Genomic DNA, 15,540 nt, shown 5'->3' on the forward strand with positions numbered 1-15,540 from the left:
GATCCCTTTGAGCAGGTCCAGTGGTTGTGAGAGTTCTGATGCACCAGAATGGGTGCAGGAGGACGAGAACACACCATGGCACGACGACACACCCCCGAGCAGGTCATCCGGAAGCTCCGCGAAGGCGAGAAGCTGATCGGGCAGGGCTTCTCGATCGAAGAGGTCTGTAAACACCTCGAGATCTCCGACGCCTCCTGGCACCGCTGGCAAGCCCAATACGGCGGCATGAAGTCCGACGACGCGAAACGGCTCAAAGAGCTCGAACGCGAGAACGCGCGGCTGAAGAAGATGGTCGCCGAGCAAGCCCTCGATATCGACATGCTCAAGGAAGTGAACCGGGGAAACTTCTGAGCCCGGACCGACGCCGCAGAGCCGTCGTGTTTCTGCAACAACGGTTTCGGGTGTCACAGCGACGCGCGTGCGCGGTCGTGGGGCAACCCCGATCAGTGCAACGCCGACCACCCACGATCACTGAGCTCGACCGGGCTTTACGGGCGCGGTTACGCGAGATCTCGGCCAAGCACCCGCGGTGGGGATGGCGCAAAGCCCACGCACTTTGCCGCGGCGAGGGCATGGTCACCAACCACAAACGGACCCAACGGCTTTGGCGCGAGGAAGGTCTGAAACGACCATTCCGGGTCCGGAAGAAACGGCGGATCGGGGCAGGCCGCAATCAACGGTTGCGGGCAACCGCACCTGATCAGATGTGGGCGTTGGATTTCCAGGTTGATGTCACCGTCGACGGGCGCCAGGTCCGGTTCCTCAACATCGTCGATGAGTTCACGCGGGAAGCGTTGGCTACCAGAGCATTTCGGTCGTGCACGTCGGATCAGTTGGTCGGGGTGCTCGATGAGATCATCGCGGACACAGGCCGGCGGCCAGTCCATATCCGGATGGACAACGGCACGGAGATGACCGCGCACGCGATGCGGGATTGGTGCCGGTTCACCGGTGTCGACGCGTCGTTCATCGATCCGGGATCGCCGTGGCAGAACGGGATCTGCGAGTCGTTCAACGGGCGTTTCCGCGACGAGTTCTTGTCGTGCGAGGTGTTTCATTCGTTGACCGAGGTCCGTGTTCTTGCCGAGGACTGGCGGATCGAGTACAACAGTTACCGACCCCACGGGTCGTTGGGCTTTCTCAGCCCGGAAGCGTTCCGTGAGCAGTGGTCACCGACCGAGTTTCAGCAGCAGCTACAACTCGCATAGCCGGTGGACCCACCGACGGGGCCCAGTCACGTGGGGTAAATAGGTCAGGCCGGGTTCCGAAGAAGTTCTCGGAACCCGGCCTGACCTGCGCATACTGTGGAGCTAAGGGGAATCGAACCCCTGACCTTCTCGGTGCGGGTCCCAGTTGTATCGCCCCCCACTACCGAAGGACTGGGCGATCGCAGTCCGCGTGGTAGCCGAAGCAGTGCATGCGGTCCCCGCCCGGTCGGGCAAACACGCTGCGCCTCGCAGGTTCTATTCCGGCCGGCCGATGGAGAGCGGCACGTCGAGCACCACAAGACCCGGGACCGCGCGCAAAGCAACGAAACGCCGAACCCGCAGCGTTCTGGATCCGAGCCGTGTCACGCTAGCGACCCAGTACAACGAGATAGCCAGCCTGCGCACCGCGCTGTCCTCCTCCGGCGCCGTCCACAGCCCCGTCGACGGAGCGCGGCGGCGGCAACGCAACCCTGCGGCGACACCAGATATCTCGCGCCTATGACGAAAATGGCTCATATGTGCTGGTTACCGTGTTGTAGGACAGCGCTGTCCACCGGTTTCGGTCTGCCGCCGCCAGTCGTGCACCGAGGGTCCCTTCGACGTATTCAGATGCGCCGACCGAAACGCGGATCGGCTGAACAGAGTATTGACTTGTCGGCGTGCGCACGGCGCGCGGAGCTCAACAGGAGTGTGCGCACGACCGTGTGCACATAGGTATTCGGCACCTTGCAGCATTCGGTCGAGCGGCGAGCCGCGGCCTAACTTGGGGGAGACGACGCTCGCGGGTTCGGTCATCCAAACAGCGGCGCAGACGAACTGCGCTTAACCCAAGTCTCGATCACGTCACCTGCAGCTACGCAACCTCGACGCGTGCGCACGCACCTTGGTCAAAACCTTGCGGACTTGTGGCCGCCGTACCCCCAGTCGTGCGCACACCCGGTGTCGGTAAATGCCCTGACCCGCAAGCGGTCCGGTAGACGACCGCAGAAGCGACGTGAGCTTGACAGGTGCAAGGTGGGCTAATCAACGTCCAGTCGAGTAGCGACCGTTCGTTGCATCGTGTGAATTGACTGGCGCCCAGACGAAAATTCAGGTTTCATGGACGGTGGAAGAGCCGTTGACAGGGGTTACAGGAGTTCTGTCATGTCATCTTCCAATCAACCCTCTTCGCCGGATCCGGCTAACCGCCCGGTCGAGCGTGATGGTGATGCCGATCCCGACGCAGTCCGCGTCGTCGGCCCTCGAGACCTACCCGTTCTCAATGCTGCTGCAGCAGCTGCACTTTTGCGGCTGCTGCAGCGAATCCCGCGTTCAGAGCCAAACGACGACAGTTCGGAGAGATCATGACTCAGCTCAGGTTCGCGTTCGCCGGACGCGTGTCGACAGAGGATCAACAAGACCCCGAAGCTTCCCGCAACTGGCAACTGGGGCGGGCCAACGCGTTGATCGAGCGCCACGGCCAGGTCGTCGCCGAGTTCTTCGATGTCGGCCAATCTCGCTCGATCCCGTGGAAGCGGCGACCCGAGGCCAACCGTCTTCTCGAGCTACTCAAAGACCCTGACCGCGGCTTCGACGCGGTCGTGATCGGGGAGCCCCAACGTGCCTTCTACGGCAACCAGTTCGGCCTGACCTTCCCTGTCTTCGTCCACTATGGTATCCAACTCTGGGTACCCGAAGTCGGCGGCCAGATCGACCCGGACTCCGAAGCCCACGACATGATCATGTCGGTCTTCGGTGGAATGTCCAAAGGCGAACGCAACCGGATCAAGATCCGAGTCCGCGCCGCCATGGCAGCACAAGCGCGGGTCGAAGGCCGCTACCTCGGCGGTCGACCTCCATACGGGTACCGACTCGCCGACGCCGGCCCGCATCCGCATCCAGGCAAAGCCGCCGACGGCAAAAGGCTGCACCGTCTCGAACCGGATCCCGTCGCTGCGCCCGTCGTCCAACGAATCTTCGCCACATATCTGTCTGGTGTGGGTGTTTTCGCCATCGCCCAGCAACTGACGACCGACGACATTGCTAGCCCTTCGGCTCACGACCCCGCGCGCAACCGTCATCGCTCAGGTATCGCCTGGTCCAAAAGCGCGATCCGAGCAATCCTGACCAACCCCCGCTACACCGGCTACGAGGTTTGGAACAAACAACGAAAGCAGGAATCGCTTATCGACGTCGAAGACGTCGCCTTGGGGCACGAGACACACTTGGCGTGGAACGCCAAGGACCAGTGGGTCTTCTCCGATCAGCCAGCACACGAGGCCCTCGTTGACCGCTCGGCATTCGAGCAAGTACAGCTTCTCCTGAAATCGCGCGGCCCTCAGACAACCGGACGAGTCACCTCCCGACGCAAGCACACCTACGTCTACAAGGGCCTCATCATCCACGAAACCTGTGGGCGACGGATGCAAGGCAACTGGAACCACGACAAGCCCTACTATCGCTGCCGCTACCCCTCGGAGTACGCGATCGCCAACAAGATCGACCACTCACCGACCGTTTACCTACGCGAGGAGCAGATCGTCGGCTCCGTCGACGAGTGGCTCGCCCAAGTCTTCGCCCCGGAGCGGATCGAACACTCGCTGCAGATGCTCGAGAGCGTCCGAACACAGCACAATCCCGAAGTCGAGGTGGCTCGACGGCTACTGACCGAGCAGAACCGAAAACTGGCAACCTATCGGGAGGCACTCGAGGCGGGGACCGATCCACAACTCGTGGCCTCGTGGACCAATCAGGTGCTCAGCGAGAAGCACGTCATCGAGAGTCGTCTTGCCGCGCGGGATCAGCAGACAGCTGGACACTCACCGATGAGCAGGGACGAGATCAGAAACTTAGTCAGCTCCGTGGGCGGACTACTCAACGCCCTGCGCCGGTCAGATCCCGCCGACAAACATCAGGTGTATCGCCAACTTGGCGTGAAACTGACCTACAACGACAACACACGGATGGTGATCGCCGAAGCGATACCATCCGTGTGCGTAAAGAACGTGTCCGGAGGGGGACTTGAACCCCCACGCCCTAATACGGGCACTAGCACCTCAAGCTAGCGCGTCTGCCATTCCGCCACCCGGACTTGCTGGTGTGCCAAAAGATTATCCGACGCGGTGACGGAAACCAAATCGCCTAGGTGACCTGCTGTTTTGCCCACTCGGCCTACTCCTGGTTCATGCGGTAGAAGCGTTTGCCCATGCGAGGGCGATGTGGCCGTTGATGGAGAAGGGGTCGGCGGTCCAGCCGACGGCAGATTCGAGGGTGCGGCGTTCGGCGAGGGGGTGGTGCGCGACCTCGGCGAGCCAGTGGCGGAGGTCGGTGCCGCCGCGGGGACCTTCGTCGGAGACGGTGATCTTGCCGGTGTCGGCGAGTTGGTGAGTTCGGTCTAGATCTGGCCCTGGGTGGCGGGCCAGTCGTTGGCGAGGGATTCCTTGAATCGGTGCTGCCGGCGGTTGCTGGCGCACGCCGACACGTTCGACGCCCTGTGAGGCGATCGGGGCTGTCCGGCACCGGCCTGCGGGTGAGGACGGCGGTCAGGCCGTCGAAGGTCGAGTCCTCGGCGGCCCGGGCGACGATGCCGCCCCGGCGGGCCGACAGGCCGGTCACGATGCGGGATCGACCGGCTCGGCCGAGTCCACGGTGAGACGGTCCGCCCAGGCCCTGCGGTGACCCAGGGCGGCGGAGTCGAACAGGACCGCACGCGCTCCACCCAGGATCTCCTCGATGCCCTGCTGGGCGACGATCCAGGCCGCACCGGCGGGCTCAGCGCCCTCGACGGCGGGATTGTCTGCCACCCCGGGCCTGCCGCGCATCAGGCGGCGAAGTGACCGACGGGCAGACCGCGGCGATGACACCACGATTGTGCGGGCCTACGCCCTTGCATGGTTCACCCGGCGCGGGCGGGCTCCTCGACGACGGCGGGCTCCGACGTCGTCGCGGTGGCGGTGTTGCGCCCGGTGACCAGGAACAGCACGACGAGGCCGACCGCGAGCCAGACATAGGTGTCGCCGACGACGTGCTGCCACCACGCCCACGAGGTCTCCCGATGTTCGCCGTCGGGCAGGAAGCTGTGCGGCGCGATGACGAACACCGCGGCCACCACGACCGCCGTCGCGTACCAGCCGCGGGCGCTGGCGATGGGCAGGGTGCGCGCGTGGCAGACGATGGCCAGCAGAGCCGGCGCGATCCACACCCAGTGGTGCGACCACGAGATCGGCGAGAGCAGCAGTGTGAAGACCGCGTTGAGGGCCAGCGCGATCGCGGGGGCGTCGGCGGCCTTGCGCATGGCGGCGACGACGAGGACCAGCAGCAGACCACCCAGGACCAGCCAGAGCGCGTCGAACGGCAGCCCGGTGACGTGCAGGCGGGCCAGCACGGCCTGGATGGACTGGTTGGTGTGGAACGCCGAGCCGCTCAGGCCCGAGACGTTGCCGAGGCCGCCGAACCAGTAGCGGGTGGATTCGCCGGGCAGCAGAGCGAACGAGGCGATGGTGGCGACGGCGCCGGTGGCCGCGGCGGTGGCGGCGGCCTTGTAGTCCTTGCGGACCAGGAAGAACAGCACGAACGCGGCGGGCGTCAGCTTGATCGCGGCGGCCAGGCCGATCAGCATGCCGCGCGGATAGCGGGTCTTGGGCAACAGGCAGTCGGTGGCGACGAGCACCATCAGCAGCAGGTTGACCTGACCGAAGTCGATGGTCGAGCGCACCGGCTCCAGCAGCATCGCGGCGGGCAGCGCGCACGCGGTCACCAGCAGCGCGGCCTGACGGTTGTCGCGGTGGTAGCGCCGGGCGACGAGGAACAGCGTCCAGCCGAGCGCGGCAACCGAGGCCACCACGTAGAGGACCTTCGCCGCGCCCCAGGGCAGTAGCGCGAACGGCGCGAGCGCGATGGCGGCGAACGGCGGATAGATGAACGGCAGACCGATCCCGATGGAGGTCTTGGGCAACTGGCCGTACATATCGGCGCCGTCGCGCATGGCCTCGATGCCGAGGCGATACACCTGCAGGTCGATGAACCCGCCGGAGTACTGCTCGAACGGCCAGAGCGGGATGCGCACGCACACGATCGAGACCACGGTGAGCAACACCGGCACCAGCCACCATGCTCGATTGATCGGGCGTGGGGAAGGCTGCCGCGCAGGGTGGGTGGTGTCACTACTCATCCGCGGCGACTATACCGACTCACGGGCCGCACCGCGCCATCGCCCGTCGGCGGTCGTGACCCGCGCAGTAGCCAGCGGGATGCCCGATCGGGCTGGTCGGAGCGATTCCGGCGCCGACGGCGCGGTGCCTTCAGTCGCCCCGGTTGTAGCGGATGAGCAGGGTCGCCAGGGCCGCGACATCCGCGTCGGTCCAGTCGGCGAAGCGGTCGGCGAAGGCCTCGCGGCGGCGGCGCTCGGCCTCGCGCGCGACGATCCGACCGGACTCGGTGGCGTGCAGGAGGTGATCGCGCCGGTTGCCGGGGTCGACCTCGCGGGTGAGGTAGCCGAGCCGCTCGAGCGCGCCGACCTGTCTGCTGACGGTCGACTTGTCGAGCAGGAACTGTTCGGCCAGATCGGTGGCCTGACACCCGCCGCGCTCCAGGCTCAGGTCGAGGATGCTGTCGGCGACCAGACTCAGCTCGGGGTGCAGTTCGGCGGCGCGGCCACGGGCGCGTCTCCGATCATCAGGGCGTGCCGCTGGTCGTCACCGATGTGACCGCGAAGGCAGACGGCGATCCGACCGGCAGGGGCTGTTCTTCCTGCTGGTCACGTTGAGCGTGGGCACCTACGGCAGTGTCGCGGTGATCGGGGCCGCGGGCGCGATGCGGGTGCGGGCCGCCACGAGGCGCGCAACGCGCCGAAGCCGGTCGTGCCCGCCGCGATCGAGGAGGAGATCGGCGAGTCGGTCGCCGTCCGACCCGCCGCACGCGAACGCCCCTGTGCGAAAATCGTTGCCGAGGCTTCGGATCCGGCATCCGGGCCCAGGTCAGCGGGTTCGCCAGGGCGTTGCGCGGAAAGGGTCGCGCTATCTCGTAGACGCGAGTACGGTGTAGCGCGCAACCGCGGCCAGCGTCAGGCGCCGCGTGGGGGGTCGAACGCGGAAAGGGCGGGCTGCACCGATGAATCATCCCGGCGCGCAACCTTTCGGCGACCCGATTCCACTCGAACAGCGCTACACCAGCGCCGACCCGATCGACTGGTGCGGCGCCGAGGTGTATCCGATGTACGCCGAGGCGTTGCCGGCCGGGACGACGGCGGTCCGGTTGCGCGCGGTCTCGGTGCTGCCGCCGCCCGAGGTGACCGGGCTGGGCCTCGGCCTGACCGTGCAGGGCGGGTATGTGCATCTGAACGGGAAATCGTTGCAGGGCGTCGACATCTGGTACGACGCGCTCGCCGACGGCGTCGACATCACGGTCACCGTGGACGGGCCGGAGCCGCTGTTCACCCTTACGCCGGTCTGGGTGGCCGGGTCGGGGACCCAACAGTCCTGGACCGGCAACTACGGCATGGTCATCGATCTGTTCCCGGGCGGCGCGTCGACGCTGTGGTGCAGCACCGGTCCCGGCACACCGGATTTCAACGAGCTCGTGGTGGAGCTGACCACCTTCCCGGCGCCGGACCCCGCGCCGTTCGTGGCGCGGGCGTCTTCGACCGCGGCGACGTCGATCCGCGCCGCCACCGCACACACCCCGTTCGCGCCGGTCACCATGCCGCCGACTCCCGCCATCACGGCCGCGATGCTGGCGGCCAACGCCCCGGCAGCGGCGGCACTGTCGACAGCCGATCCCCTGGCGGCGGCCGCGATCTCGCGAACTGAGCCCCCAGCTGCCGCCCTACCGACACCTGATCGGGCACCGACCACAATTCCGGCCACCAGTCCCCCGGCAGCGGGCGCAATGCCGACAGCTGAACCTCCAGCACCGGCCGCATTCCCGACCACCGGGCCCCCAGCGGCGGCTGCGATGCCGACAGCTGAGCCTCCGGAAGCGGCCGCGAAGCCGTCGACCAGTTCCCTGGCGGCGGCCTTCGCGCAGCTGACTACGCCTCCCCGGCAACCGACTTCGCTTCCCCCGGAACCGGTATCGGTTGCCGTGGACGGGGGTTCCTCGGCCCCGGCGGTCATGCCACCGGCGACCGTCACACGACCGGCGGCCGATCCACCGACGGTCCTGCCGTCCGAACCCCCGACACCCGCACCGCGCGACCTCCGCGTAGCGGGCCACTCGACTCCCCCGCCTCCGGCGATTCCGCCGGACCCGCCCGTCGAGTCGACACCGGCCATCGTACCGCCGACTCTGCGCGCGCCGCAGGCCTCGAGCGGGCAGAGCTTCGGGCGTGCGCTCTACGACCTGGGAACCGCGATGAACGAACGCGGCGAACACGATTCGGCGCGCACCCTGCTGACGCAGGCCGCCGAGGCCGGACACAGTGCCGCCGCCTACGACCTGGGCGTGCTGCTGCTGCGCGACGGTGACCGCGCCGGTGCCGAACACTGGTGGAAGGCCGCGGCCCACGACGATCCGCGGGCCGCGGCCTCCCTCACCGAACTTCCCCGCTAACGCGCCTGGTCCGCCAGCGCCGACAGCGTTTCCGGAGCGACCGCGCGCACCGGAGTCACCTCGCGGGACGCGATGTGCGTGGGTCTGCGCCGCGGCGCCGCGAACGGCTCCGCCAGCGCGTTGTCCACGCTGTTGAACACCAGGAAGATGTTCGATCGCGGGAACGGCGTGATGTTGTTCGCCGAACCGTGCATCAGGTTCGAGTCGAACAGCAGGGCCGACCCGGCCCGCCCGGTGAACTGCGTGATGCCGTAGCGGGCGGCGAGGAAGGTGATGTCGTCGTTGGTCGGCACACCGATCCGCTGCTCCTGCAACGATTCCCGGTAGTGCCCCTCGGGCGTCTCCCCCAGGCACGGCACGAAGGTGCGGTGCGAGCCGGGCATGAGCATCAGGCTGCCGTTGAACGGGTAGTTGTCGGTCAGCGCGATCGACAGACTCACCGCCCGCGGCGCCGGCATGCCGTCCTCGGCGTGCCAGGTCTCGAAATCCGAGTGCCAGGCGAAGCCGCTGCCACCGAATCCGGGCATGTAGTTGACCCGGGTCTGGTGCAGGTACACCGCCGATCCGAGGATCTGCTCGGCGAGCCCGACGATCCGCGATTCGGCTACCAGCTCCGCGATCGGTGTGCTGAGCCGGTGCACCTGGAACACCGATCGCACCTGTCCGGCCACCGGTTCCACCACCACCCGATCGTCGCCGTAGAGCACGGGATCGGCGGCGAGATGGCCGATCTCCGCGCCGAACGCGGCCACCTCGTCGGGACTGAGCAGGTCGGGGATCACCGCGTAACCGTTGGTGTCGAAACCGGCCAGCTCGGGCGAGGTCACCCGGCCCCACACCGTCGGATCGGTGCGTTCGATGTGCGGGGCCGGCTCGATCAGCCGGGTCGGGTAGCGGTCGAGCCGATCAGACACGGGCGTCCTCCTCGACGATGAGCGGATACACCCCGTTCTCATCGTGTATTTCGCGGCCGGTGACGGGCGGATTGAACACGCACAGCATCCGCAGCCGGGTGCGGGCGTTCACCTGATGACGTTCGTTGCCGTCGAGCAGGTACATCGAGCCGGGGCCCAGTTGGTAGACGGTTTGGTTGTCGAGGTCGAGCAGACTGCCCTCGCCCTCGATCAGCCAGACCGCCTCGACATGGTTCTGGTAGTGGAACTCGTGGACGGTGCCCGCCTCGATGGTGGTCTCGTGGAAGGAGAAGCCGACCCGGTCCCCGGCCAGCACGATGCGCTTGCTGCGCCAGCCGGGACCTGCCACATCCCGTTCGGTGCCGGTGATCTCGGCCGTGGTGCGCACGATCATGCGGCACCTCCGCACACGGCGTCGATCGAGGACGACAGGACCGACAGGCCACGGGCGAGTTCGTCGCTGCCGAGTGTCAACGGCGGCAGCAGTTTCACCACCTCGTCCATCGAGCCGGAGGTCTCCACCAGCAGACCCTGTTCGAAGGCGGTCCGGCAGACCTTGCCGGCCTGCGACGGGTCGTCGAACACGATGCCGTGCACCATGCCGCGTCCACGGGTCGAGACGCCCTCGTACCGGTCGGCCACCGCCGACAGCGTGCGACCGACGTACTCGCCGTTGGCGGCGGTGCGCTGGGCGAGCTTGTCGTCGCTCCAGTACTCGCGCAGCGCGGCCGTCGCGGTGACGAAGGCGGGATTGTTGCCGCGGAAGGTGCCGTTGTGCTCACCCGGCGCCCACTGGTCGTGCTCGGGCTTGAGCAGCACCAGCGCCATCGGCAGGCCGTAGCCGCCGATCGACTTGGACAGCGTGACGATGTCGGGGGTGATGCCGGCGATCTCGAACGAGAAGAACGGGCCGGTACGGCCGCACCCCATCTGGACGTCGTCGACGATGAGCAGGATGTCGCGCGCGGCGCACAAGCCGGCCAGGTGCCGCAGCCATTCCGCGCGGGCCAGGTTCACGCCGCCCTCGCCCTGCACGGTCTCCACGATCACCGCGGCGGGGCGGTCGAAACCGGAGGAGCTGTCGTCGAGGACGCGCTGCATCCACCCGAAGTCCTCGATGGTGTTGTCGAAGTAGCCGTCGTAGGGCATCGGTGTGGCGTGCTCGAGCGGCACACCGGCGCCCGCCCGCTTGGCCGCGTTGCCGGTGACCGACAGCGCGCCCAGCGTCATGCCGTGGAAGGCGTTGGTGAAGCTGAGCACCGTCTTGCGGCCGGTCACCTTGCGGGCCAGCTTCAGCGCGGCCTCGACGGCGTTGGCGCCCGTCGGGCCGGGGAACTGCACCTTGTAGTCGAGGCCGCGGGGCGACAGGAGGGTGTCGCGGATGGTCTCCAGCAGTTCGCGTTTGGCCACGGTCGACATGTCGAGGCCGTGGGTGATGCCGTTGCTCGCGATGTAGTCGAGCAGCGCGCGTTTGAGCACGGGGTTGTTGTGGCCGTAGTTCAGCGCACCGGCGCCGGCGAAGAAGTCGAGGTATTCCCGTCCCTCCTCGTCGCGCAACCAGGCACCCTCGGCGGTGGCGAAGACAGCGGGCCAGTCACGGCAGTATCCACGCACATTCGATTCCATCGCTTCGAAGATGCTGGTGTCGGTGGTCGTGATCATCGTCGTTCCTCCTGGCGCTGAGCGGGTGCGATGACGTACAGCTGCTCGGCCTCGTGTGAATCGGGGAAATCGTGCGTTTCGAACAAAGAGACGGTGCGCAAACCCGCACCGCGCTCTCGGGCCACCGCGGCGAACAGCGCCTGGGAGGCGGTGTTGCCGGGTGAGATCGTGGTTTCCAGCGTGGTGATGCCGGCGGGCGCCACCGCATCCAGCAGCGCGTGCAGGATCCGGCCGTCGGCCAGGCCGCGGCCACGGAATTCGGCGTCGACGGCGATCTGCCAGACGAACACGGTGTCCGGCGCTTCGGGACGGATGTAGCCGATGACGAACCCCACCGCGCGGCCGTCGCTGTCGGCGACCAGCGAGGTGGCGGCGAAGTCGCGACACCACAGCAGGTAGGCGTAGCTGGAGTTGACGTCGAGTACCTGCGAATCGCGGGCGATCCGCCACAGCTGGGCTCCGTCACCCAGCCGCGGTGGGCGCAGTATCGGTTCGGAACCGAGAACCGCGGGGGCGGAAGCGGATTCGTTGGACACGGTGGACGAAGGCATACATCTACAGTGTCGAACCGACTTTGCGGTCTCTGTGTCGAGCTCTTTGCAGTTGTATGACGAGTCTTTTACTACGCTTGCGGATCGAGCCGATAGCCCAGACCACGCACCGTGACCACGATGCGCGGGTCGGACGGGTCGCGTTCGATCTTGGTGCGCAGCCGGCGCACGTGGACGTCGACGATCCGCTCGTCACCGAAAAAGCCCTGGTCCCACACTCTTTCGAGCAGGACGGCACGACTGAGCACCCGGCCGGGCGTCTCGGCGAGCTCACACAGCAGCCGGAACTCGGTGACCGTGAGATGGATCTCGGCGTCGCCGCGGCGCACCGCTCCCGCATCGGTGGCCAGCACCAGGGGAGCGACCGGATCGGCGTCGAGCACCGCTTCGGGTGTCACATCGCGATCGGCGGTGATCCGGGCACGACGGCGTAGTGCGCGCATCCGTGCGGTGATCTCCTTGATCTCGAACGGCTTGCTGACGAAGTCGTCGGCGCCCGCCTCGAGGGCCGCGACGACATCGTGGGTGTCGTAGCGCGTACTGATGACGATGATCGGCACGTCGTGGTCGCGGCGGATCTCCCTGATGCAGTCGAAGCCGTCGGTCTCCCCACGCATGAGGTCGACGATCATCAGGTCGGGCGGTCCATCGCTGCGGAGTTGGTCGAGAGCGTCCTCGGGGACGCCCGCCTCGGCGACGGCGTACCCCTCGTCTTCCATCGCACGGCGCAGATCGCCGCGCATCTGGACGTCGTCGTCCACGATCATCAGGTTCGCACTCATGCTCGCACCTCGCTCTCGTTCGGTTCGGCCATGACCGCGTCGGCGGCCGCGTTCGGCCACCGTTCGCTGCGCTCGCTCATGTGCACATCCTTTGCTGACACGCCGGGACGTGCGCCGGATCACCCCGGGGAGTTCGCGTCCCCAGACCGACACGACATCCCGTCTTCGAGCTCGTTACCGATCTGTTATTTACCCAGCCTCAGGGCCGCGTAAACCCGCCGTAACAATTCGCCCGGTCAGCGGGCGATCCGGACGGCCGTCGGCGGTGCTGTTCCGGTGGCATAGTCGAGGCGTGACACCGACCTATGACGACATCGACGCCGCCGCGGCCAGGATCGACGGACTGGTGCGCCCTATCACCGTCGCACCGGCCGCTCCCGGCGCCGGTCCGCTGACCTTCGCACTGGAGTTCCTGCAGTTCACCGGCTCGTTCAAGGCGCGGGGCGCACAGAATTTCGTGCGTGCGCACGCGGCGGCGGGGACGCTGCCCGCGGCCGGTGTGACGATCGCCTCCGGCGGCAACGCGGGGCTCGCGTGCGCGTGGGCCGCGCGCGAAGCCGGGGTGCCTGCGACGGTCTTCCTGCCCGATACCGCTCCCCCGGTGAAAATCCGGCGATTGCGTGACTACGGCGCCGAGGTGCGCCTGATCGGTCCGGAGTACAAGCAGGCGCTGGCCGCGTGCCAGGAGTTCGCTGCGACCAGCGGCGCGCTGTCCTCGCATGCCTACGACCATCCGCTCATCGCGGCGGGCGCGGGCACCCTCCTGCGCGAAATCCACACGCGCGTGCCCGATCTCGACACGGTGCTCGTCGCCGTCGGCGGTGGTGGACTGTTCACCGGAACAGCGGTCGCCGCACAGCATTTCGGGGTCCGCACGGTCGCGGTCGAGCCGGTGGGCTGCCGCTCGCTCCACGCGGCGATCGAGGCGGGCAGGCCGGTCGACGTCACCGTCGACTCGGTGGCCGCCGATTCCCTGGGCGCGCCGAATGTCTCGGCCATGGCGCTGGCCGCCGCGCAGCACGAGAGCGTCCGCTCGGTACTGGTCGACGACGAGCTGATCCGGCGGGCGCGCAGGCAGCTCTGGGACGAGCACCGGATCGCGGTCGAGTACGGCGCGGCGACCGCGCTGGCCGCGCTGCTCGACGGCGGTGCGGGCGCGGCGTATCGGCCCGAGCCCGGCGAGCGGGTCTGCGTCATCCTGTGCGGGGCCAACACCGATCCCAGCGACCTGGTGCGCTGAGCGAGGTCAGCGGTTCGGGGCGGTCAACTGCGCGATCCGGGCCGGCATGTCGGGGTTGCGCACGGCGTAGAGACCGGTGACGATCCGGGCCCGGCTGGTCAGCGGACCAGGGCGTTCTTGGCGGCGTAACCGGACATGGCCGAGTTGAGACCGCGCATGGCCAGGGTGTAGCCGTAGGGGACATAGCGCTGGCCCCAGTGCGCGAGCTGGATGTCACGAGAGGTGTAGACCCAGTAGCGGTTGCGCTCGACGCCCTTCACCACGGCGGTGGCGGCCTGCTCGGGGGTCACCGCGTGGCGCAGGAACAGGCTCATCGCCTTCTGCAGCGCCACGTTGTCGCGGTCGACGCCGGCGATATCGACACTGTCCACCATCGGGGTGGCCATCGCACCCGGCAGGACCAGGCTCACACCGATCTTGTGCCTGCGCAGATCGAACCGCAGCACCTCCGAGACACCACGCAGGCCGAACTTGGTGGCGCTGTAGGGCGCGTGCCAGGGCAGACCGAACAGCCCGGCCGCCGAGGACACGTTGACGAGATGGCCGCCGCGGCCCGCCGCGATCATCGGCGGCACGAATTCCTCGATGATGTGGATCGGGCCCATCAGGTTGATGTCGACGGTGCGCCGCCACTGCTGATGGGTGAGCTTGTCGACGGTGCCCCAGGTGGCGATACCCGCGACATTCATGACGATGTCGACCCGGCTGACCGCCTCGAACGTATGCGCGGCCAGGCCGACGACGGCGGCATGATCACTGACGTCGGCGGCGTGCGCGAGATGCACCGTGGCACCGGTGGCGCGCAGCTCGGCGGCGGTCTCGGCGAGCGCGTCGGAGGTGATATCGGTGAGCACGAGGGCAGCGCCTTTGGCGGCGGCCGCGAACGCGGTGGCGCGGCCGAGCCCGCTGGCGGCGCCGGTGATCAGGCAGGTCTTCCCGTCGAACTTCGTCATGGTCCCGACCCTACGGTTCGGTGAACGGATTCGTCTATGGTCCCGCGGTGATCGCTATCGTGGTCCACCCGCCGACGTGGATCCGGCTGCCTTCGCGCAGCGGGACCGCGACCTGGGAGGGGATCGGCTGCTCGGCGCCGTCCAGGCTGGTCCCGTTGGTGGAGCCCAGGTCGGTGACGGTGAGCCCGCCGGCCGGGTCCACCCGGATCAGCGCGTGCGCGCGCGACACCCCGATGTCGGCCGGGGCGATGCCGAGGTCGATCTCGGGCACGATCCCCTGCGAGGTCGAGCGCTTGCCGATCAGGAACTGGCTGCCGTGCAGCGTGATCCGCCGTTCCGGATAGAAGTCGGGGAAGGCGACGCGCTCAGCGTCGGGCCCCTTGTCGGCCTGGACCCTGGTGTAGAACTCGCGGTCGGCGAAGACCCGCGCGACCCAGACCGCTGTGACCGGCTCGGGGCGCGGGGCGTCCGCGCGGACGAGTGTCTGGTCGGCTCGGCGGGGGTCGGGTTCGGGGCGCGGCGGCGGGGGCAGGGCCGAGTCGTAGCCGCAGACCTCACAGAACCGGCCGCTGGTCGGCGTGGCGCAGGACGGGCACAGACGCAGATCGCCCGGATCCGGCGCGCCGGGACCCGCCAGCGCCGAGCCGCACACATCGCAGTAGTCCAGCGACCGCGACTGATGCCCGTCCGCGCAGATCGGCAT

General features: G+C 67.8%; 14 protein-coding genes, 1 tRNA gene and 1 pseudogene. 6 read left to right on the forward strand and 10 right to left on the reverse strand.

Annotation, left to right across the window (positions count from 1 at the left end; genetic code table 11):
- Positions 1–75 precede the first annotated feature (75 nt).
- Both NV348_RS00210 and NV348_RS00215 read left to right on the forward strand, forming a co-directional pair.
- Positions 76–1,208 (forward strand): IS3 family transposase gene (locus tag NV348_RS00210; RefSeq protein WP_447145096.1). Its coding sequence is split into 2 segments (ribosomal slippage): positions 76–337 and positions 337–1,208, totalling 1,134 coding nucleotides; the frame shifts between segments, so codons are not numbered across the junction.
- 1,343 nt (positions 1,209–2,551) lie between these two features.
- Positions 2,552–3,460, forward strand: a pseudogene (locus tag NV348_RS00215) (recombinase family protein); the annotation flags it as partial.
- 733 nt (positions 3,461–4,193) lie between these two features.
- Here NV348_RS00215 and NV348_RS00220 read toward each other — a convergent pair.
- Positions 4,194–4,278 (reverse strand) — tRNA-Leu (locus tag NV348_RS00220).
- 127 nt (positions 4,279–4,405) lie between these two features.
- Between NV348_RS00220 and NV348_RS00225 the strand changes: the two genes are divergently transcribed.
- On the forward strand, positions 4,406–4,585 hold the full coding sequence (locus tag NV348_RS00225; protein WP_447145101.1) for a hypothetical protein: 180 nt from the start codon (positions 4,406–4,408) through the stop codon (positions 4,583–4,585).
- A gap of 213 nt (positions 4,586–4,798) precedes the next feature.
- Here the strand turns inward: NV348_RS00225 and NV348_RS00230 are convergent, their stop codons facing one another.
- Positions 4,799–4,990 (reverse strand): hypothetical protein, encoded by a 192-nt coding sequence (locus tag NV348_RS00230; RefSeq protein WP_447145102.1) that lies wholly within the window; start codon positions 4,988–4,990, stop codon positions 4,799–4,801.
- A gap of 92 nt (positions 4,991–5,082) precedes the next feature.
- Positions 5,083–6,288 carry a glycosyltransferase 87 family protein gene (locus tag NV348_RS00235; protein ID WP_447145103.1) on the reverse strand — a complete coding sequence of 402 codons (1,206 nt, stop codon included), beginning with the start codon at positions 6,286–6,288 and terminating at the stop codon, positions 5,083–5,085.
- Between NV348_RS00235 and NV348_RS00240 the strand changes: the two genes are divergently transcribed.
- Together NV348_RS00240 and NV348_RS00245 are read left to right on the forward strand one after the other, a co-directional pair.
- The gene (locus tag NV348_RS00240) at positions 6,272–6,892 is read left to right on the forward strand and encodes a hypothetical protein (RefSeq protein ID WP_447145104.1); all 621 of its coding nucleotides are present in this window, start codon (positions 6,272–6,274) and stop codon (positions 6,890–6,892) included. The two genes, NV348_RS00235 and NV348_RS00240, sit on opposite strands and share 17 nt — an antisense overlap.
- Before the next feature lie 403 nt (positions 6,893–7,295).
- The gene (locus NV348_RS00245; RefSeq protein WP_447145105.1) at positions 7,296–8,735 is read left to right on the forward strand and encodes a tetratricopeptide repeat protein; all 1,440 of its coding nucleotides are present in this window, start codon (positions 7,296–7,298) and stop codon (positions 8,733–8,735) included.
- Here NV348_RS00245 and thpD read toward each other — a convergent pair.
- The 5 genes from thpD to NV348_RS00270 form a co-directional block, all read right to left on the reverse strand.
- Positions 8,732–9,691, reverse strand: coding sequence for an ectoine hydroxylase (gene thpD, locus NV348_RS00250; RefSeq protein WP_447145106.1), 960 nt, complete (start codon positions 9,689–9,691; stop codon positions 8,732–8,734). The genes NV348_RS00245 and thpD overlap by 4 nt on opposite strands.
- The gene (locus NV348_RS00255; RefSeq protein WP_357920275.1) at positions 9,642–10,043 is read right to left on the reverse strand and encodes an ectoine synthase; all 402 of its coding nucleotides are present in this window, start codon (positions 10,041–10,043) and stop codon (positions 9,642–9,644) included. Before NV348_RS00255 ends, thpD begins: the two co-directional genes overlap by 50 nt.
- Complete coding sequence (ectB, locus tag NV348_RS00260) at positions 10,040–11,311, reverse strand: diaminobutyrate--2-oxoglutarate transaminase (RefSeq protein WP_447145107.1); 1,272 nt, start codon at positions 11,309–11,311, stop codon at positions 10,040–10,042. Before ectB ends, NV348_RS00255 begins: the two co-directional genes overlap by 4 nt.
- Positions 11,308–11,862, reverse strand: a complete 555-nt coding sequence (gene ectA, locus NV348_RS00265) for a diaminobutyrate acetyltransferase (protein WP_447145108.1) — start codon at positions 11,860–11,862, stop codon at positions 11,308–11,310. The genes ectB and ectA overlap by 4 nt, the downstream gene beginning before the upstream one ends.
- Positions 11,863–11,933: 71 nt before the next feature.
- On the reverse strand, positions 11,934–12,644 hold the full coding sequence (locus NV348_RS00270) for a response regulator transcription factor (RefSeq protein WP_447145109.1): 711 nt from the start codon (positions 12,642–12,644) through the stop codon (positions 11,934–11,936).
- A gap of 292 nt (positions 12,645–12,936) precedes the next feature.
- Between NV348_RS00270 and NV348_RS00275 the strand changes: the two genes are divergently transcribed.
- Positions 12,937–13,884, forward strand: a complete 948-nt coding sequence (locus tag NV348_RS00275) for a threonine/serine dehydratase (protein ID WP_447145110.1) — start codon at positions 12,937–12,939, stop codon at positions 13,882–13,884.
- 98 nt (positions 13,885–13,982) lie between these two features.
- On the opposite strand, the gene NV348_RS00280 is transcribed toward NV348_RS00275, so the two are convergent.
- Entirely contained in the window at positions 13,983–14,837 is an 855-nt protein-coding gene (locus tag NV348_RS00280) for an SDR family oxidoreductase (RefSeq protein WP_447145111.1), read from the reverse strand.
- 34 nt (positions 14,838–14,871) lie between these two features.
- A complete protein-coding gene (locus NV348_RS00285) occupies positions 14,872–15,540 on the reverse strand; it encodes an FHA domain-containing protein (RefSeq protein WP_447145112.1) in 669 nt (222 codons plus the stop codon).

The organism is Nocardia fodinahabitans, assembly GCF_052983615.1.